Origin of the sequence: Ensifer sp. (genome assembly GCF_035999135.1) — a bacterium.
GTDB lineage: Bacteria > Pseudomonadota > Alphaproteobacteria > Rhizobiales > Rhizobiaceae > Ensifer.
In genome coordinates this window covers 26,112-43,963 of sequence record NZ_DASYGZ010000009.1, presented here as the reverse complement: position 1 = coordinate 43,963, position 17,852 = coordinate 26,112, and the positions used below count along the sequence as shown (strand labels likewise).

Here is a 17,852-nt window from a genome sequence, read left to right as displayed (position 1 = left end):
TCAGCCCGCCTTGTTGACCCGCATGTACCAGTCGACCAGTCGCCGGACCTGACGCTCGGTGTAGCCGCGCTGGGTCATGCGCTGGACGAATTCGGCATGCTGTTTCTCGGTCGAGCTGTCCTTCTTCGAGCCGAAGCTGATGACCGGCAGCAGGTCTTCCACCTGGCCGAACATGCGCTTCTCGATCACGTCGCGAAGTTTTTCGTAGCTCGTCCAGGAGGGGTTGCGCCCGTGGTTCTTGGCACGGGTGCGCAGGGTGAATTTCACGACCTCGTTGCGGAAGTCCTTGGGGTTGGCGATGCCGGCGGGCTTTTCGATCTGCGACAGTTCGCTGTCGAGGATTTCCCGGTTGAGGATCTGCCCGGTGTCCGGGTCTTTAAAGTCCTGATCCTCGAGCCAGGCGTCGGCATAGGCGATGTAGCGATCAAACAGGTTCTGCCCGTACTCGCTGTAGCTTTCCAGATAGGCCTTCTGAATTTCGTGGCCGATGAATTCGGCATAGCGCGAAGCGAGTTCCGACTTGATGAAGTCGAGATAGCTTGCCTCGGTCTCCTTCGGGAACTGTTCGCGACGGATCGCCTGTTCCAGGATGTACATGAGGTGCACGGGGTCGGCCGCGACCTCCTTGGTGTCGTAGTTGAAGGTCTCCGACAGCACCTTGAAGGCAAAGCGGGTGCTGATCCCGGTCATGCCCTCGTCGACGCCGGCGGCATCGCGGTATTCCTGCACCGACTTGGCCTTGGGATCGGTGTCCTTCAGGTTCTCGCCGTCATAGACCCGCATCTTGGTGTAGAGCGGCGAGTTCTCGTGGCGGGCAAGGCGGGTCGACACCGTGAAGCGGCTGAGGCTTTCGAGCACTTCCGGCGCGCAGGGGCTCTTCGTCAGTTCGCTTTCGCGCAGGAGCTTTTCATAGATCAGGCGTTCTTCGGTGACGCGCAGGCAGTAGGGGACCTTCACCACCAGGATGCGGTCGAGGAAGGCCTCGTTGTTCTTGTTGTTCTTGAACTGCAGCCATTCGGATTCGTTCGAATGGGCAACGACGATGCCCTGGTAGGGGAAACCTCCGAAGCTCTCGGTGCCGTTGTAGTTGCCTTCCTGGGTCGCGGTCAGAAGCGGGTGCAGCACCTTGATAGGCGCCTTGAACATCTCGACGAATTCGAGCAAGCCTTGCGTCGTGCGGTTGAGGCCGCCGCTGTAGGAGTAGGCGTCGGGGTCGGCCTGGCTGTAGTTTTCGAGCTGGCGGATGTCCACCTTGCCGACCAGCGAGGAAACGTCCTGGTTGTTCTCGTCGCCGGGTTCAGTCTTGGCGATCGCCACTTGGCGCAGGCGCGACGGCATCAGCTTGACGACGCTGAACTTCGATATGTCGCCGTCGACCTCGTCGAGCCGCTTTGTCGCCCAGGGCGAAATCAGGCCGGTCAAGCGGCGTCTCGAGATCCCGTATTTGTCCTCGAGCAGGTCGGCCATGCGGTCCGGATGGAAGAGGCCAAGGGGCGATTCGAAGATGGGGCTGACCTTGCCACCGACCGCCAGCGTGTAGATCGGCTGCTGCTCCATCAGTTTTTTCAGCCGCTCGGCGAGCGACGACTTGCCGCCGCCGACTGGACCGAGCAGGTAGAGGATCTGCTTGCGTTCCTCGAGCCCTTGGGCCGCGTAGCGGAAGTAGCCGACGATCCGCTCGATCGTGTCTTCCATGCCGTAGAAGTCGGCAAAGGCCGGGTAGATCTTGACGGTTCGGTTGGAGAAGATGCGACCGAGGCGCTCGTCCGAGCTGGTATCGATCAGAGTTGGATTGCCGATGGCCGTGACCATCCGCTCCTGCGCGGTGGCATACATGCTTTTGTCGTCACGACATGCGAGGAGGTATTCCTGAAGGCTGATTTCTTCTTGCGCTGCACTGGTATAGATCTCCGAGAAGAGATCGAAGACGTCGCATTCGCTCTTTTGCATCATGCTCTCCCGCGGCCGCTGGCTGAGACGGGGATCGCTGCTTATCGGCTCGCTCATTCGAATAAACGGCGTCCCATTCGCAAAGTTCCTAAAGAGTACTCGCTTTCTTGTGATTCTCGAAGGGGTTGCTTTCAATGTTTGAAAGATCGTGAACGGAGCGTCACGAAATTTGATCGCGTTCCTGCGTCAGCCGCGGGCATGCAGGCTCGCGATCGCCTGCAACTACCTTTTGGCGGACCTTCACGTTTGCGTGCGCGCGAAGGTAGCGGCGCTGATTTTCTCCATCCGGCGGCGGAAATGGAAATCCATTCCTTATAATTCATATAGTCTATGTGTTTTATAGATTAATGCGGTGAGCAACCGCTTTAATCAGGAACACGGCGACATGTCCTATCTGCTCAGCCTTCTCGACAAGAGCCCGCTCGACCCCGGACAAACCGCGGCCGAGGCACTGCAGGCAACGGTGCGGCTTACGGCCCGCGCCGAGGAGTGCGGCTATCATCGCTTCTGGGTCGCCGAGCACCACAACATGTCGAGCCTTGCAAGCTCGGCGCCGGAAACGCTGATTGCCTACCTGCTGGCAAAAACGTCGAAGATCCGCATCGGTTCCGGCGGCGTGATGCTGCAGCATTACAGCGCCTACAAGGTGGCCGAGAGCTTCAATCTGCTCGCAAGCCTCGCGCCCTCTCGCGTCGATCTCGGCGTCGGCAAGGCACCTGGCGGTTTTCCGCTTTCGACAAGGGCGCTTCAGGCAGGAATTGACCCGGCCCTGCGACCGAAATTCGCCGACCAGCTGGCGGACCTCAACCGCTATCTGCTGCCGCAAGAGGGAGAGCATCCCGACCTGCTCGCGACGCCGCTGCCGCCGGCTGCTCCGGAGCGCTTCCTGCTCGGCGCGAGCGTCGACAGCGCCGTGCTGGCCGCCGAAAAGGGCTGGAAGCTCGTTTTCGCCGGGCATCTCAACGGCGATCCCGACAATCTGCAAAGGACGTTCGATGCCTATGAACGCGCCACTGGTGGCGAGCGGCCGTTGCTTGCGCTCGCGGCCTTTGCCGCCAGCAGCGAAGAGCAGGCGCGTGAGCATGTCTCTGATCTGAAGATCTTCAAGGTGCTCTTCGGCAACGGCCAGAGCGTCAATGTCGGCAGCGAGGAGCAGGCGGCCGAGTATGCCCGCCAGGCCGGCATCAGCGACTACCGCGTCGAAGAAAAGAAGCCAAGCGTGCTCACCGGCACGCCGCGGCAGGTACGCCAGGAACTCGACGAGCTGCACCGCCGCTACGGGGTGCAGGAATTCGTCATCGAAACACCCTCCGTCGGCGCCGCCGAGCGCCTCGCTTCGATCGAACTCATCGCACGCGAGCGGCTGTCTCTCGCCGCCTGATCATTCCGGGAAGGATCTGTCATGACCAAGAAGAACGTCACTTTCGGCATCATGCTGCAGGGGCCGGGCGGACACATGAACGCCTGGAAGCACCCAAGCGGACCCGCCGACGCCAGCGTCAATTTCGGCTTCTTCGTGGACACGGCGCGCAAGGCGGAAGCCGCCGGCATCGCCTTCGCCTTCGTTGCCGACGGCCTGTACATCAACGAACAGTCGATCCCGCATTTCCTCAACCGTTTCGAGCCCCTGACGATCCTGTCGGCGCTTGCCGCCTCGACCGCGAAGATCGGCCTCGTCGGCACGGTCTCGACTTCCTACAGCGACCCGTTCACGGTCGCTCGGCAGTTCGCCTCACTTGATCTGCTAAGCGGCGGTCGCGCCGGCTGGAACGCGGTGACCTCGCCGCTCGAAGGCTCTGGCCGTAACTACGGGCGCGAGCATCCGGAACACGAGCTGCGCTACGAAATCGCCGACGAATATCTCGATACGATCAAGGGCCTCTGGGACAGCTGGGACGACGACGCCTTCGTGCGCGATCGCGCAACCGGCGTCTATGCCGACAAGACGAAACTGCGCCGGCTCAACCACAAGGGACGGTTCTTCCGGATCGAGGGGCCGCTCAACATCGAGCGTTCGCGGCAGGGCCAACCGGTCGTTTTCCAGGCGGGGGCCTCCGATTCCGGCGTCCGGCTTGCGGGCAAACACGCCGATGCGGTGTTCACCAATGGCGGGCCGATCGGGGACGCCAAGGTCTTCTACAGGCAGGTGAAGCAGAGCGCGGTGGCGCAGGGGCGCCGTGCGGCGGAAATCGGCATCTTTCCCGGCATCGGTCCGATCGTCGGCGCCACGGCCGAGCAGGCCGAAGCAAAATATCGCGCCATCCGCGATCTCGTAACGATCGAGGAAGCGCTGCTCTATCTCGGCCGGTTCTTCGACCATCACGATTTCAGCGCCTACCCGCTCGACGCACCGTTCCCAGACATCGGTGACATCGGCAAGAACAGCTTTCGGGCCACGACCGACCGCATCAAGAAGACGGCGCGCGAAACCGGCGCAACGCTGCGCGAGATCGCGCTCGACGTCGCAACGCCGAGAACCGCCTTCATCGGAACGGCCGAACATATCGCCGACGAGATCATCCGCTGGATCGACGAGGACGCCGCCGATGGTTTCATCCTCGGCTTCCCGGTGATTGCGGAAGGCCTCGCTGATTTCACGGCCCACGTGCTGCCGATCCTCGAAGAGCGAGGGTACTTCAAGCGCGGGCTCGAAGGCGCGACGCTGCGCGATCACCTGGGGCTGCCGTATCGCGAAAGCCGGTATGCGACGCCGGCGGTGGACGTCGAGCAGGGAAGGGCCGTCGGGGCCTGATGGTCCCGGCGGACATCGGCCCATGAACCTCATCCTCACCGATACACAAAGGTCAGCCGCCGTCGAGCGTGGCCTGGGCACCTTCCTCGACGAGATCGTCGCTATCCGGCGCGACCTGCACCAGCATCCCGAACTTGCCTTTCAGGAGAAGCGCACCAGCGGTCTCATTGGCGACCTGCTGACCGGCTGGGGTTACGAGGTTAACAACGGCATCGCCGGGACCGGGATTGTCGCCACCCTCCGGCGCGGACAGGGCGAAAGGGCGATCGGCCTTCGCGCCGACATGGACGCCCTGCCGATCGAGGAAGCGACCGGACTTGCCTATGCCAGCCGCCACAAGGGTGTGATGCACGCCTGCGGCCATGACGGACACACGGCGATTCTGCTCGCCGCCGCGCGTTTTCTCGCCGAGGAGGGACGGTTCGACGGCACGCTGCGGCTGATCTTCCAGCCGGCCGAAGAGATCGGCGCCGGTGCGCGAAAAATGCTGTCGGAGGGTTTGTTCGAACGCTTCCCGGTCGATGCGATCTTTGGCCTGCACAACTGGCCGGGTGCGCCCGCCGGCCGTTTCGGCTTCGTCGAAGGCCCGGCCATGGCGTCCGTCGACCAGGCCAATATCACGGTCGTCGGCAAGGGCGGCCATGGCGCCGAGCCGCACCTGACGGTCGACCCGGTTCTGGCGACGGCATCGCTGATCACGGCGCTTCAGAGCCTCGTTTCGCGCAATGTCGATCCGCAGCATATGGCCGTCGTCACCGTCGGCTCCATTCACGGCGGCCAGGCGTCGAACGTCATTCCCGAGAGCGTGTCACTGAAGCTGACCCTGCGCGCGTTTAATGGCGACGTTCGCCGCCTGCTCGGCGAGCGTGTCCAGGCGCTGGCGCGGGCGCAGGCCGAGAGTTTCGGAGCGAGGGCTGACGTCGACTACCGGCTTGGCTTCCCGGCGTTGGTCAACCACGCCGCCGAAACGGATTTTGCCCGCACCGTGGCGCTTGGGGCCTTTGGGCCCGACGCAATCGTTGCCGACTTCAAGCCGCGTACGGCCAGCGAGGACTTCGCGTTCTTTCTCGAGGAGAAGGCCGGCAACTACGCCTTCGTCGGCAACGGCGACAGCGCGGCGCTCCACAGCGCTCAATACGACTTCAACGACGCGATCATCGCACCGGCTGCCCGCTACTGGGTCCGGCTGGTGGAAACTTTCCTCGCATGACGACCAAGGGATGGCGAAAGACATGAGTGACACGTTTCTCTACACCACGCCCCTCGATCCCCGCGCCAAGCCGCTGATCGACGAGCTGATCGTCGAATATGACAGCCGCTACGGCAATTATTTCAGCGAGGAAGGGGCGGCTGCCGAAATGAACCGCTACCCGGCGGAAGCCTTCGCCCCGCCGCATGGCGGCAACTTCGTGCTTCTGATCCGCAACGGCGAAACCATCGGCGGTGGTGCTTTCAAGCACTATGACGACCAGACCGCCGAGTTCAAGCGCATCTGGACCCGCTCCGACCTCAGGCGCCAGGGTCTGGCGCGCAAGGTGCTCTTCGAACTCGAGGCGCAGGCGGCGCGGCAGGGCTATTCGCGTGTCTATCTGACCACCGGCTTTCGCCAGCCGGAGGCGGTCGGGCTCTATCTCGCCAACGGCTACACCGCGCTCTTCGATGTCGAGACCGACCCGGAGGTCTACAAGACGCTGCCCTTCGAAAAGAACATTTCCCATCTCGTCGCGACGCTGGCGTTTCTGGCCGAAGTGCCGCCGCCCCAGGCCGCAAGCCACGCCTGACCCCGACCGATCGCGCCGCCTGCTCGGCCGGCCGCCAACCGATTTCTGAGAGAGGATCCACCATGGCAGTTCTGAGCGATCTTGCCGGCGCGCCCGGTGTCAGCCGGACGAGCGAGCCGAACCCGGGCTATGCCCACTACCGCATCGTGCCGGCGCGCCATCCCGGCCGCGCGCTCGGCACGCTGTTTGCAGCCCTCGCCATCTCGGGCGTGCTCTATTCGGTGCTGACCAATCCGCGCTGGGGCTGGCCGGTTTTTGCCGAGTGGTTCTTCGCCGAGCCGGTGCTGGCGGGCCTTGGCCGCACCCTGCTTCTGACGGCGCTGGCGACAGTCTCCGGTTCGCTGCTCGGGACGGCCCTTGCGCTTGCCCGCGTGTCGCGCTCGCCGCTGCTTGCCGGCCTGTCCTTCGGTTACATCTGGTTGCTGCGCTCGATCCCGCTGATCGTGCTTTTACTGGTGCTCAACAATCTCGGCTACCTCTACGAGAGCATCCAGATCGGTGTGCCGTTCACCGACACGGTCTGGCTGAACTACCCGACGACCCAGCTTTTGACACCGTTTGCCGCCGCGTTCCTCGGCCTCACCCTCAACCAGTCGGCCTTCTTCGCCGAGATCGTGCGCGGCGGCATCCTGGCCGTCGACCAGGGCCAGCACGAGGCAGCGGCCGCCCTCGGCCTGCCGCGCCGCCGCCAGGCCGTTCGCATCGTGCTGCCGCAGGCCATGCGCTCGATCCTGCCCACCGGCTTCAACGAGATCATCGGTCTCGCCAAGGGCACGTCCATGGTCTACGTGCTGGCGCTGCCCGAGCTCTTCTACACGGTTCAGGTCATCTATCGCCGCAATCTCGAGGTCATCCCGCTCCTGATGGTGGCGACCGTCTGGTACCTGGTGATCATGACCGGGCTCTCGATCGCCCAGCATTACATCGAGCGCTACTATTCGCGCGGCGCGGTGCGCAATCCGGTGCCGCTGCCGTTCCAGGCGTTGATCACACGCTTTCGCCGGCCGCTGCCGGAGGTGGTGCGCCCGGCTGCCGCAACCACAAAGGTTGGTTTCCGCGACGCCCAGGCGCTTCGCGCCGGCGGCGCGGTGCATGTGCACGGCATCTCGAAGAGCTTCGGTTCGCTGAAGGTCCTCGATCGGGTCGAACTGAACCTGCCGGCCGGCAGCGTCACGGCGATCCTCGGACCGTCCGGTTCGGGCAAATCCACGTTGCTCAGAGCCATCAACCATCTGGAACGCGTCGACGACGGTTTTATCGCGATCGACGGCGAACTCGTCGGCTACAGCCAGAAGGGCGACACGCTCTATGAACTGAAGGAAAAGGACATCCTGAAACGGCGCGCCGATATCGGCATGGTGTTCCAGAACTTCAACCTCTTCCCGCATCTGACCGTGCTCGAAAACCTGATCGAAGCGCCCATCCACGCCCGCGGCATTAGCCGGGAGGCGGCCGTGCACCTCGCCCAGGAACTGCTCGCCCGCATCGGCCTCAGCGACAAGATCGACGCCTATCCGCGTCAGCTCTCGGGCGGCCAGCAGCAGCGTGTCGCGATTGCCCGTGCGCTGGCGCTGCGTCCGAAGGTGCTGCTTTTCGACGAGCCGACCTCGGCGCTCGATCCGGAACTCGTCGGCGAAGTGCTCGACGTGATCAAGGAACTGGCGCGCACCGGCACGACACTTGTCATCGTCACCCACGAGACCGGCTTTGCCCGCGAGGTCGCCGACACCGTCGTCTTCATGGAGGCGGGCCGCGTGCTGGAGGCCGGGCCGCCGGCCCAGATCTTTGCCGATGCCAAACATGCGCGCACCCGCGAATTCCTCGCGCGCGTTCTCTGACAACGACTGCCGTGCATGTCCCGACGGCGAAGCTTCGTCATCATCCGCAACCAATGATTGAAAAGGAGAGAATTATGCCGACATTCAACACTGCAAAGTTGCTTCTGGCCGGCGCCGTTACGGCGCTGACCCTCGGACTTGGCCCCGTCCATGCCGAGGAGAAGTTCGACCTCAGCCCCGACACATCGAACCGCGTACGCACGGAAAAGAACGACGCGGCGATCAAGGCGATCGCCGCCGACTTCAAATTCGTCAATCCGGGCAAGTTCACCGTCGCGATCAATCCGTGGGACCCGCCGATCGCCACCTACGCCTCGGATTCGAAGACCGTCGTCGGCGCCGATCCGGATATCGCTTCGTTGCTCGCCGACAGCTTCGGCCTTGAGCTTGAACTGGTTCCCGTCGCCTGGGCCGATTGGCCGCTCGGCGTCGCCTCCGGCAAGTACGATGCCGTGATCAGCAACGTCACGGTGACCGAGGAGCGCAAGGAGAAGTTCGATTTCTCCACCTACCGCAAGGACGTACTTGGCTTCTTCGTCAAGTCCGACAGCAAGATCGAAGCGATCAAGGAGCCAAAGGACGTTGCCGGGCTGAAGGTGATCACCGGCGCCGGCACCAACCAGGAGAAGATCATTCTCGAATGGGACCGGCAGAACGTCGCCGCCGGGCTGAAGCCGATCGAGGTGCAGTATTACGACGACCGCGCCGCGGGCGATCTGGCGCTGCAGTCGGGCCGCGCCGATGTCGAGTTCAATCCCAATGCGACACGCGCCTATGCCGCATCGATCAAGAACAACACCAAGGTCGTCGGCATCGCCAGCGGCGGCTGGCCGCTGACGGCCGAGATCGCGGTCACCACCCGCAAGGGCGGCGGTCTTGCCGATGCCGTCACCGTCGCGCTCAACGACCTCATCAAGAGCGGCAAATATGCCGAGGTGCTGAAGCGTTGGAGCCTTGGCGCGGAAGCGGTCGATGCTGCTCAGACCAACCCGCCCGGCCTGCCGAAGAGCGGTTCCTGATCTTGTCCCCGCGGATCGGCGGTACCACCGCCGATCCGGATTTTACATTTCAATCGGAGACCTCCCGCATGTTCGGCAAGTCCGCCTTTCGCCCCCTTCTCGCCGCCACTGCGGCAGCCCTTCTGCTGGTCGGCTCGGCCGTTGCCGATACCGGCTTTGATCTCAGCCCCGAACAGCCGGGCCGCATCCACGCTGTTCGCAACGAGGCGGCTGTCGCTGCAATCCCCGCCGATTTCAAGTTCGTGACGCCGGGCAAGTTCACCGTCGGGGTCAGCCCGGGCGGTCCGCCGCTTGCGACCTACGCCACCGACGCGCGCACCGTCATCGGAGCCGATCCGGAATATGCCGGAGCGATCGCCAACAGCTTGGGGTTGGAGCTCGAACTCGTGCCCACAGCCTGGATCGACTGGCCGCTGGGGCTGACATCCGGCAAGTACGACGCGGTCATCTCCAATGTCGGCGTCACCGAGCAGCGCAAGGAAAAGTTCGATTTTTCGACCTATCGCCAGGGCCTGCATGGTTTCTTCGTCAAGGCCGACAGCGGCATCACGGCGATCAAGGAGCCGAAGGATGCGGCGGGCCTCAGGATCATCGTCGGCGCCGGCACCAATCAGGAGCGCATCCTGCTCAAATGGAGCGATGAGAATGTCGCGGCCGGGCTGAAGCCCCTGGAGCTGCAATATTACGACGACGAGGCGACGAGCCTGGTGGCGCTCGCCTCCGGTCGCGCCGACGTCATCGTCCAGCCGCATGCGCAGCTCGTCTTCATCGCGGCGCGCGACCAGAACATCAAGCGTGTCGGCACCTTGAGCGCCGGCTGGCCGGAGCGCTCCGACGTGGCGATCACTACCCGCAAGGGCAGCGGTCTTGCCAATGCGTTGACGATCGCCACCAATGGCCTGATCGAAAACGGCACCTACGGAAAGGTGTTGGAACGCTGGCGTCTGCAGGAAGAGGCATTGCCGAAGTCGGAGACCAATCCGCCCGGCCTGCCGAAGTTCTGAGGCGCCAGGGATGACCAACATATCCATCAGCCAGATCGGATTCCTCAGCCCCGGGAACTATGCGCCCGACAATCCGCTGGATGGGCTCGAGAAAACCCTGTCGCTGCTGCAGTATGGCGAGGCGCTCGGCTTTGCCAGCGCCTGGGTTCGCCAACGGCACCTGGAGCCCGGCATCTCGTCGGCCGCCGCCTTCCTGGCGGCCGCCACCCAGAGAACGAGCGACATCGAACTCGGCACTGCCGTCATTCCGATCGGGTACGAGAATCCCTATCGACTGGCCGAGGATCTTTCGACCGTCGACATTTTGTCGCGCGGCCGGCTGAATGTGGGCCTCAGCGCCGGAAAGCCGCCGCATCTCGATCTCATCGGTCCGCTTGCCTTCGATGGCGACTGGTCGGGCTATGATTTCTCGCATCAGCGGGTGCTTCGCTTTCAGGAGAACCTGCGCAGCAACCTGTTGGGCGACGAGGACACGGTCATCAAGACGCCGTTCGGTGCCAAACGCCCGCGGCTGCAGCCGCATGCCAAGGGTCTCGCCGACCGGCTCTGGTATGGCGGCGGTTCGCTGCGCTCGGCCGCCTGGGCCGGAAGCCACGGCTTCAACCTCCTGATCGGCAACGTGACGACAGGCGAGGAAACGGACGCATTCTTCGTGGCGCAGGCGCGCCAGCTTGAACTCTACCGCTCCTCGGGTGGTGAGGGCAGGCGCGTGGCGCTTGGTCGGGTGATCGTGCCGATCGATGGTGCCGATACAATCACCCGCAGACGCTATCGCGACTATGCGGCCGGCCGGCACGAGCGGACGCTGACGCCGCAAGGCGAGCGCCGGACGCTCTACGCCGGCGATCTGGTCGGCAGCGCCGAGGAAATCCTGGAGCGGCTCTATGCCGATCCGATCCTGCCCGGCGTCAGCGAGCTGCGGCTGGAACTTCCCTATGAATTCGCCGAGGACGAGTATCGGCAGATCCTCGAGGATTTCGTGCGGCTGATTGCGCCGGAACTCGGGTGGAACCGCGTGGAGACCTCGAGGCCAGCGTCGAGCGACGCCGCGCCGCTCCGTCGTCCGGCCCGCGGGGGCTGATTTGGGATCCGGCCGGAGGTCGATACCGCGGATCAGGCGTGCTTCCGCGCACCCAGATGATGTCCCAGGAACGCGAGCACCGCGTCGCGCATCGACGCGGTCTCGACGTGCCCGACGCCGGGTTCAGTCAAAAGCGAAAGAGCTTCCTCGGCTCCGGCGGCGCGATAGGCCGCATGGGTCTCCGCATAGGCGAGCTCCAGTGCCCGGGGCGGTGTCAGCGGATCGTCAAGCCCGACGCAGATCAGCTGCGGTCGTGGCGCGACGAGGCCGGCGATCGCGCCGGTCGAGGTCTCCGACAGCAGGCCGGGGATCGTAAGGTAGTGCCCGTGGCGATCGTGGGCGCCGGTTTCGACCAGTGACGCGAAATCGGCATAGCAGCAGAGATGGGCGATTGCAGCGATCCGTTCGTCGAGTGCCGCCAGGAAGTAGGAGAGCGTCGCACCCATCGAAATCCCGGTCATACCGATCCTGCCGGCATCGACATCGGCACGCGATGAAAGCCAGTCGAGCGCCGCCCGCTGCTCTGCGAGCATCTGGCCGAACAGGGTGCGGCCGTACCAGAGGGCTGCCTTGGCCGCCGCACTTTCGGTGACGATCGAGCGCTCGCCGAAGGTCGGCATGTCGATGCAAAGGGTGACGAAGCCGTGTTCGGCGAGGAGAGGTCCGGGCGGGCCGAGCAACGCCGGGCGGCCTTCAAGCAGTTCGCTGGCGCCGATCTCGTAGCGTCCGCCATGGGCATGGGCATAGAGAATTGCAGGACGGCGATCACCGGTACCGGATGGGCGCGTCAGCAAGCCCCTGATCTCGGCGCCGTTGCGAAGGCTGCGAAAGCGCAGCCGTTCGACACTGTGTGAACCCCGATCCTCCGTCTCACACGCTTCCAGCACGAGCTCGGTCTCGGCAAGGCCGAGAAGCGTGTTGAGGCGCTCGGGAGAGATGGACATCGCGGCAGTCTATCGAACCAGCCAGCCGCCGTCGACCGGCAGCACCGTGCCGGTGACATAGCTGGAGGCGGGGGCGGCAAAGAACAGCACCGCGGTGGCGAGATCATCCGGTGTGCCCCAGCGCCCCATCGGAATGCGGGCGGAGATCTGGGCGTTGCGATCGGGGTCGTTGCGCAGCGCCTCGGTGTTGTCGGTCGCCATATAGCCCGGCGCGATAGCATTGACGGTAATCCCGCGCGGCGCCAGTTCGTTGGCCATCGCCTTGGTCAGCCCGGCAATGCCGTGCTTGGAGGCGGCATAGGCCGGAACGCGGATGCCGCCCTGGAAGGTCAGCATCGAGGCGACGTTGACGATGCGGCCCGCGCGTCCGGTCGCAACCATGTGTCTGGCCGCTGCCTGCGACAGCAGAAAGGCCGCCTTGAGGTTGACGTCGAGCACGCTGTCCCAGTCTTCTTCGGCGTAGTCGAGCAGGTCCGCGCGGCGGATGATGCCGGCATTGTTGACAAGGATATCGACGCCGCCGAAAGCCCTCGCGACGTCGGCGATCGTCGCGGCGGCATCGAAGGGCTTCGAGAGATCGACGACGAGTTCGCGAAAGCGCACGCCGGCGTCCCGCATCAGGGCTGCCGTCTCGGGCATCGGCGACGAGCCGATGGCCGCAATATCCGCGCCGGCCCCGGCGAGCGCCAACGCCATGCCCTGGCCGAGCCCGGTGCGGGCTCCGGTGACGAGCGCGGTCTTGCCGGAGAGATCAAACAGCGTGTTCAAGGCGAAGCCCCTTGTCGTTGAAGAGGTGGATGGGCGCGGCCGTAAGCGATAGCCGGATGTCGTCGCCCTGCACGAGGTTATGCTGGCCGGGAGCAACGACCAGCAGCTTCTGGCCGGCGACGTCGGCATGCAGAACGGTTTCCGAGCCGAGCGCTTCGACGAGACGGATCTTCGCCGGAATGCTGTTTTCGCCGGCATCGAGCGTGATGTGATGTGGCCGCACGCCCAGCGTTACGGGCGCACCGGTTGCCACAGCACCACCCGCCATTGGAACCTCCAGGCGGTGTCCACCCTTGAGCGTCGCGACTGCCCTGTCGAAGCCTGCCGCTTCCAGCGTGCCTTCAAGGAAGTTCATGTGCGGCGAGCCTATGAAGCCGGCGACGAAGCGGTTGGCGGGCCTGTTGTAGAGTTCGAGCGGCGTGCCGATCTGCTCGATGCGTCCGGCGCGAAGCACGACGATGCGGTCGGCGAGCGTCATCGCCTCCACCTGGTCGTGCGTCACATAGATCATCGTCGCCGAAAGGCGGGCATGCAGCGCCGCAAGTTCGGCGCGGGTCGAGCCGCGCAGTTCGGCGTCGAGGTTCGACAGCGGCTCGTCGAGCAGGAAGGCGACCGGACGACGGACGATCGCCCGGCCGATCGCAACGCGCTGGCGCTGACCGCCCGAGAGCTGTCCGGGGCGGCGCTCGAGATAGGGCTCGATCTCCAGCATGCGTGCGGCCTCGGCGATGCGCGCGGCGATTTCCGCCTTCGCCATGCGGGTGTTCTCAAGCCCGAAGGCGAGGTTCTGGCGCACGCTCATATGCGGATAGAGCGCATAGGACTGGAACACCATGGCAAGGCCGCGGTCGGCAGCCGGCACGTCGTTGACCACCTTGCCGTCGATCGCGAGCTCTCCGCCGGACGGCTTTTCGAGCCCGGCGATCATGCGCAACAGCGTGGACTTGCCACAGCCGGACGGCCCGACGAAGACGAGGAATTCGCCGTCCTTGATCTCCAGGTTGATGTCATGAAGCACGTCGACGGCGCCGAACGACTTGGTCACATTGGTAAGCTTGATGTGGCCCATGTGTGCCCCCTTATTTCAGTCCGGTGCCGGCAATGCCGGTGGTGATGAAGCGTTGCAGGAAGATGAAGACGAGCACGACCGGGATCATCGTCACGACGGTCATGGCGAGGATGAAATGCCACTGCACGTTCAGCTCGCCGGAATAGATGCTCAGGCCCACCTGCAGGGTGTAGAGTTCCTTGCGCGACAGCACGATCAGCGGCCAGAGGAAGTCGTTCCAGCGCCAGACGACCGAGAAGATCGCAAGCACCGCAAGGGCGGGCGCCGTCAGCGGCAGGATGATGCGCCAGTAGATCTGCCATTCGGACGCTTTGTCCATGCGCGCCGCGTCGATCAGCTCGTCGGGGATGGTCAGCATGTACTGGCGCAGGATGAAGACACCGGTCGGCGTGGCGACCGTCGGCAGGATCACGCCCCAGAGATTGTTGAAGAGCCCGAGCGCCGAAACGATCGAATAGAGCGGCACCATGATCACCGAGAGCGGCACCATCAGCGTCGCGAGGATCAGGAGCATCGCGAAGGTGCGGCCGCGGAACTCGTATTTGCTGAGCGCGAAGGCGGCCATCGAGTTGACGATCAGCGTGATCAGCGTCGCCGTCACCGTGACGAAGACGGAGTTCCAGAGATAGCGGACGAAATCGAAATGGGTGAAGGGCTCGCTGTAGTTCGAGGTGGCAAACGACATGGTGCGCACCGGCGTGCGGTCGGCGATCTTGACCTTGATGATCTCTGTCGGCTTTTCGGGCGCCACCATCTGGGCGACGATGCCGATGCGGCGGACCTCGGCGAGCACCGTCTTGCTGCCATCCGGCATGGTCACCTCGTAAAGATCGAGCGGCTTGTCGTAGCCTTCGACCGATGCCTTCTGCGTGACATAGGGCATGATCGAAGGCGGGAATTCGGCAAGGGCCGCCGGCGACTTGAAGGAGGAGCCGACGAGCCAGACGACCGGGCCGAACATGATGAAGAGACCGCCGATCAGCCAGACCCAGGTGAAGACGTCGGTCCAGTGCCAGCCGTTGCGGCCGCGGCGGCGGAAGATGAATTCGGCGACGCGGCTCATTTGCGACCTCCCTTGTTCTCGCCTTTGCGCCCAAGGCCGAGCTGTACCAGTGTCAGGACGACGAGAACGGCGCCCATCAGGATCGAGGCGGCGGCGGCAAGGCCCGGATTGCGCAATTGCGTCGCAAAGCCGGTCTCGTAGATGTACTGCGTGATGTAGAGCGTGCTGGTGCCCGGCCCGCCCCCGGTCAGCACGTAAACCTCGTCGAAGATCTGCACGGCGCGGATCAGCACGAGCACGATCACGACGAGCAGGTTGGGCATCAGCAGCGGCAGGGTGATGCGCCAGAAGGCGCGCGCCGGGCGCGTACCATCCATTTCGGCCGCCTCATAGAGATCCTTCGGGATCGCCTGCAGACCGGCAAGCAGGATCAGCGTGTAAAAACCCATATGCGCCCAGATCGACACGCCGATGGTGGCTGCAAACGACCAGTTGCGGTCGTTGAGCCAGGTGTGCGGCTCGAGCCCGAGGCTGTAGAGGCCGAAATTCAGAAGGCCCTGTCGCTGCAGGATCCACTTCCAGATCAGACCGACGACGACGGGCGACAGCAGCACCGGGAAGAAGAACACGGCCCGCCAGAAGCTGCGCGCCGCAAGCTCCCGGTTGAGGATGAGGGCCGTCACCAGCGAAAACAGGATCATCAATGTGACCTGCAGCACCACAAACCAGGCGGTGTTGCCGACGGCGGTCCAGAAAGTGTCCTCGGCGCAGGAGTTCGGGTCTGTGTAGTTCACGCAGTCGAAGAGCCGCGCATACTGGTCGCCCCCGACGAAACTCCGGTCCGGCAGGAAGAGCGCCGTTCCGCCGGACATGGAATAGGCGAAGTTGATGAAGAAGGGCAAAAGCACGAAGACGCCGAAGATCAGCATGTTCGGCATCAGGAAGAACGTCGCCATGCCGCCGATGCCGAGCCGCCGCTGCACCCAGCGCAACGGCGCATCGATGGCCCCCATCACCAGGCGAACGGGGACCATGACCGCTTCGCCAAGGCCCGAGCCTGCTCTTCCTCTGGGAACATCTGCCTTCATGCCTGGCTTCCTCACCACCTTGCGTGCTCACGTGCACGATATGCAAAGACCGCTGCCGGATCTTGATGCGCTGGTCACCGGATGGGCAATCGCTGTTTGCCACAGGAATTCCAGCGCTTCGGCCTGTTTTGGGTAAGCGGGTGCTTACTTAACTGGTCGACAACGCATGCGCGACCGCCCGCACCGGACCCGGCAGCAGGATAGCGCTGCCGGGCACCGGAATGGGAGAGACCCGGGTCAGTTGCCGCTGTCTTTCACCTTGGTGGCGATATCCGAGTCGATGCGGGTGAACGCCTCGTCCGCCGTCATTTCGCCCGCGGCCGCCTGGCTGACGCGGGTCACCAGCGCGCCATAGACGGCATCGGACCAGAGCCAGCCGGGCAGCTTGCGCGCCTCGTCGGAGAGCGTCTTGCTGGCATCGACGAAGGCGTTGAGCGCCGCCTTCGCCTGGGCGTCGTCGGTCTTGAAGTCGAGGCCCTTGGCAAGCACGCCCTTATGCGCGGGCAGGAACAGCGTGCGTTCGGAGAACTCCTTCACGATGGGCTCGCTCGCGAGATAATCCATCACCTTGGCGACGTCCTTCGGATTCTTGGTGTACTTCACCGCAACCAGTCCGGCGCCGCCGGTCATGCCGGTGCAGTTTGAGGGACCGCAGGGACTGCCGGTCGCCACCCAGTCGAAATTGGTTCCGATCTTGGTCGAGAAGTTCGGCACCTGCCAGGAGCCGGAGTAGTAGTAGACAAGCTGGCCGTTGATGAAGTCGTCGGCAGCTGCCCGGTAGGTGGAACCCGCCGCCGAAACCCAGACGTCCTTGCTCATCGTGCCGTCTGCCACCCAGCCGACGAAGGTCTTCAGGAAGGTCTTCGAACCGTCGTCGAGCGGTGCCGGCTTGCCGTCGGCGCCGATGTACTTGCCGCCATAGGCAAGGTTGGGGCCGCTCAGGCGGTGACCGGAACGGTCGAGCGCCATCGGGAAGGGAACCTGCTGGTTCTCTGCAACCTGCTTGGCCGCCTTTGCCCAGTCGTCCCAGGTTGCATCCTTGCCGGGGATGGCGACGCCCGCCTGGTCGAACAGCGTCTTGTTGGCAAAGCCGCCGGCAATCGTGATCTGGGTCATGAAGCCGGAGATCTGGTTGGAGCCGTCAGGCCGCATCCAGTCCGCCTGGCCGCCGAAATTCTCGTCCCAGTAGGCCGCATCGGCAACGAGCGGTCTGAGGTCGAGCCAATGCTGGCTCTGGGCCTTGAGGTTGGTGACGCGGGCGATATCCGGGCCGTTTCCGGCCTCCAGCTGCACCGGCAGTTGCTCCTTGACGACGCTGTAGGAGACGTTGTCGAGGATCACGTTGATCCCGGGGTTTTCCTTCATGAAACGGTCGAGCAGGTCCTTCAGCACCTCGCCCTCGACGCCGTCGGAGTACCACATGATGCGCACGTCACCGGCGAGCGCCGCCGTCGACGTCATCAGCCCGATGGCAAGCGCCGCGAGCAGTGTTCTGGTCTTCTGCATAGTCTTCCTCCTCCACGTGTCCTTGAACCGAGCGTCCTCCCGCTCGTTT

At 64.1% G+C, this 17,852-nt stretch carries 15 protein-coding genes; 8 read left to right on the top strand and 7 right to left on the bottom strand.

Going from position 1 to position 17,852, the window contains the following annotated elements; genetic code table 11:
• The gene (locus tag VGO12_RS00620) at positions 1-1,950 is read right to left on the bottom strand and encodes a PrkA family serine protein kinase (protein WP_327510821.1); all 1,950 of its coding nucleotides are present in this window, start codon (positions 1,948-1,950) and stop codon (positions 1-3) included.
• 385 nt (positions 1,951-2,335) lie between these two features.
• Between VGO12_RS00620 and VGO12_RS00615 the strand changes: the two genes are divergently transcribed.
• The 8 genes from VGO12_RS00615 (at position 2,336) to VGO12_RS00580 (ending at position 11,425) form a co-directional block, all read left to right on the top strand.
• The gene (locus VGO12_RS00615; RefSeq protein ID WP_327510820.1) at positions 2,336-3,331 is read left to right on the top strand and encodes an MsnO8 family LLM class oxidoreductase; all 996 of its coding nucleotides are present in this window, start codon (positions 2,336-2,338) and stop codon (positions 3,329-3,331) included.
• A 21-nt stretch (positions 3,332-3,352) separates the two neighbouring features.
• Positions 3,353-4,702 carry an LLM class flavin-dependent oxidoreductase gene (locus VGO12_RS00610; protein WP_327510819.1) on the top strand — a complete coding sequence of 450 codons (1,350 nt, stop codon included), beginning with the start codon at positions 3,353-3,355 and terminating at the stop codon, positions 4,700-4,702.
• 22 nt (positions 4,703-4,724) lie between these two features.
• Entirely contained in the window at positions 4,725-5,912 is a 1,188-nt protein-coding gene (locus VGO12_RS00605; protein ID WP_327510818.1) for a M20 aminoacylase family protein, read from the top strand.
• A 22-nt stretch (positions 5,913-5,934) separates the two neighbouring features.
• The gene (locus VGO12_RS00600) at positions 5,935-6,483 is read left to right on the top strand and encodes a GNAT family N-acetyltransferase (protein ID WP_327510817.1); all 549 of its coding nucleotides are present in this window, start codon (positions 5,935-5,937) and stop codon (positions 6,481-6,483) included.
• Positions 6,484-6,545: 62 nt separating this feature from the next.
• Positions 6,546-8,321 carry an amino acid ABC transporter permease/ATP-binding protein gene (locus VGO12_RS00595; protein WP_327510816.1) on the top strand — a complete coding sequence of 592 codons (1,776 nt, stop codon included), beginning with the start codon at positions 6,546-6,548 and terminating at the stop codon, positions 8,319-8,321.
• A gap of 74 nt (positions 8,322-8,395) precedes the next feature.
• A complete protein-coding gene (locus tag VGO12_RS00590) occupies positions 8,396-9,340 on the top strand; it encodes an ABC transporter substrate-binding protein (protein WP_327510815.1) in 945 nt (314 codons plus the stop codon).
• Between the two features lie 68 nt (positions 9,341-9,408).
• Complete coding sequence (locus tag VGO12_RS00585; protein WP_327510814.1) at positions 9,409-10,344, top strand: ABC transporter substrate-binding protein; 936 nt, start codon at positions 9,409-9,411, stop codon at positions 10,342-10,344.
• A 10-nt stretch (positions 10,345-10,354) separates the two neighbouring features.
• Positions 10,355-11,425 (top strand): LLM class flavin-dependent oxidoreductase, encoded by a 1,071-nt coding sequence (locus VGO12_RS00580; protein WP_327510813.1) that lies wholly within the window; start codon positions 10,355-10,357, stop codon positions 11,423-11,425.
• Positions 11,426-11,457: 32 nt separating this feature from the next.
• Here VGO12_RS00580 and VGO12_RS00575 read toward each other — a convergent pair whose 3' ends face one another.
• The 6 genes from VGO12_RS00575 to VGO12_RS00550 all read right to left on the bottom strand — a co-directional run bounded on the left by VGO12_RS00575 (position 11,458) and on the right by VGO12_RS00550 (position 17,803).
• A complete protein-coding gene (locus tag VGO12_RS00575) occupies positions 11,458-12,369 on the bottom strand; it encodes an alpha/beta hydrolase family protein (RefSeq protein WP_327510812.1) in 912 nt (303 codons plus the stop codon).
• A gap of 9 nt (positions 12,370-12,378) precedes the next feature.
• Positions 12,379-13,137: a 2-dehydro-3-deoxy-D-gluconate 5-dehydrogenase KduD gene (gene kduD / locus VGO12_RS00570; RefSeq protein WP_327510811.1), complete on the bottom strand. Its 759-nt coding sequence runs from the start codon at positions 13,135-13,137 to the stop codon at positions 12,379-12,381.
• Positions 13,121-14,206, bottom strand: coding sequence for a sn-glycerol-3-phosphate ABC transporter ATP-binding protein UgpC (locus VGO12_RS00565; RefSeq protein WP_327510810.1), 1,086 nt, complete (start codon positions 14,204-14,206; stop codon positions 13,121-13,123). The genes kduD and VGO12_RS00565 overlap by 17 nt, the downstream gene beginning before the upstream one ends.
• Before the next feature lie 10 nt (positions 14,207-14,216).
• The gene (locus VGO12_RS00560) at positions 14,217-15,269 is read right to left on the bottom strand and encodes a carbohydrate ABC transporter permease (RefSeq protein WP_327510809.1); all 1,053 of its coding nucleotides are present in this window, start codon (positions 15,267-15,269) and stop codon (positions 14,217-14,219) included.
• Positions 15,266-16,297, bottom strand: coding sequence for a sugar ABC transporter permease (locus VGO12_RS00555; protein ID WP_327510808.1), 1,032 nt, complete (start codon positions 16,295-16,297; stop codon positions 15,266-15,268). Before VGO12_RS00555 ends, VGO12_RS00560 begins: the two co-directional genes overlap by 4 nt.
• Positions 16,298-16,534: 237 nt before the next feature.
• The gene (locus VGO12_RS00550) at positions 16,535-17,803 is read right to left on the bottom strand and encodes an ABC transporter substrate-binding protein (RefSeq protein ID WP_327510807.1); all 1,269 of its coding nucleotides are present in this window, start codon (positions 17,801-17,803) and stop codon (positions 16,535-16,537) included.
• Between the last annotated feature and the right edge of the window lie 49 nt (positions 17,804-17,852).

Bases quoted from the DNA above. Each gene is read 5' to 3' on its own strand.
- VGO12_RS00620 (WP_327510821.1), bottom strand. From the start codon at position 1,950: ATGCAAAAGAGCGAATGCGACGTCTTCGATCTCTTCTCGGAGATCTAT.
- VGO12_RS00615 (WP_327510820.1), top strand. From the start codon at position 2,336: ATGTCCTATCTGCTCAGCCTTCTCGACAAGAGCCCGCTCGACCCCGGA.
- VGO12_RS00610 (WP_327510819.1), top strand. From the start codon at position 3,353: ATGACCAAGAAGAACGTCACTTTCGGCATCATGCTGCAGGGGCCGGGC.
- VGO12_RS00605 (WP_327510818.1), top strand. From the start codon at position 4,725: ATGAACCTCATCCTCACCGATACACAAAGGTCAGCCGCCGTCGAGCGT.
- VGO12_RS00600 (WP_327510817.1), top strand. From the start codon at position 5,935: ATGAGTGACACGTTTCTCTACACCACGCCCCTCGATCCCCGCGCCAAG.
- VGO12_RS00595 (WP_327510816.1), top strand. From the start codon at position 6,546: ATGGCAGTTCTGAGCGATCTTGCCGGCGCGCCCGGTGTCAGCCGGACG.
- VGO12_RS00590 (WP_327510815.1), top strand. From the start codon at position 8,396: ATGCCGACATTCAACACTGCAAAGTTGCTTCTGGCCGGCGCCGTTACG.
- VGO12_RS00585 (WP_327510814.1), top strand. From the start codon at position 9,409: ATGTTCGGCAAGTCCGCCTTTCGCCCCCTTCTCGCCGCCACTGCGGCA.
- VGO12_RS00580 (WP_327510813.1), top strand. From the start codon at position 10,355: ATGACCAACATATCCATCAGCCAGATCGGATTCCTCAGCCCCGGGAAC.
- VGO12_RS00575 (WP_327510812.1), bottom strand. From the start codon at position 12,369: ATGTCCATCTCTCCCGAGCGCCTCAACACGCTTCTCGGCCTTGCCGAG.
- VGO12_RS00565 (WP_327510810.1), bottom strand. From the start codon at position 14,206: ATGGGCCACATCAAGCTTACCAATGTGACCAAGTCGTTCGGCGCCGTC.
- VGO12_RS00560 (WP_327510809.1), bottom strand. From the start codon at position 15,269: ATGAGCCGCGTCGCCGAATTCATCTTCCGCCGCCGCGGCCGCAACGGC.
- VGO12_RS00555 (WP_327510808.1), bottom strand. From the start codon at position 16,297: ATGAAGGCAGATGTTCCCAGAGGAAGAGCAGGCTCGGGCCTTGGCGAA.
- VGO12_RS00550 (WP_327510807.1), bottom strand. From the start codon at position 17,803: ATGCAGAAGACCAGAACACTGCTCGCGGCGCTTGCCATCGGGCTGATG.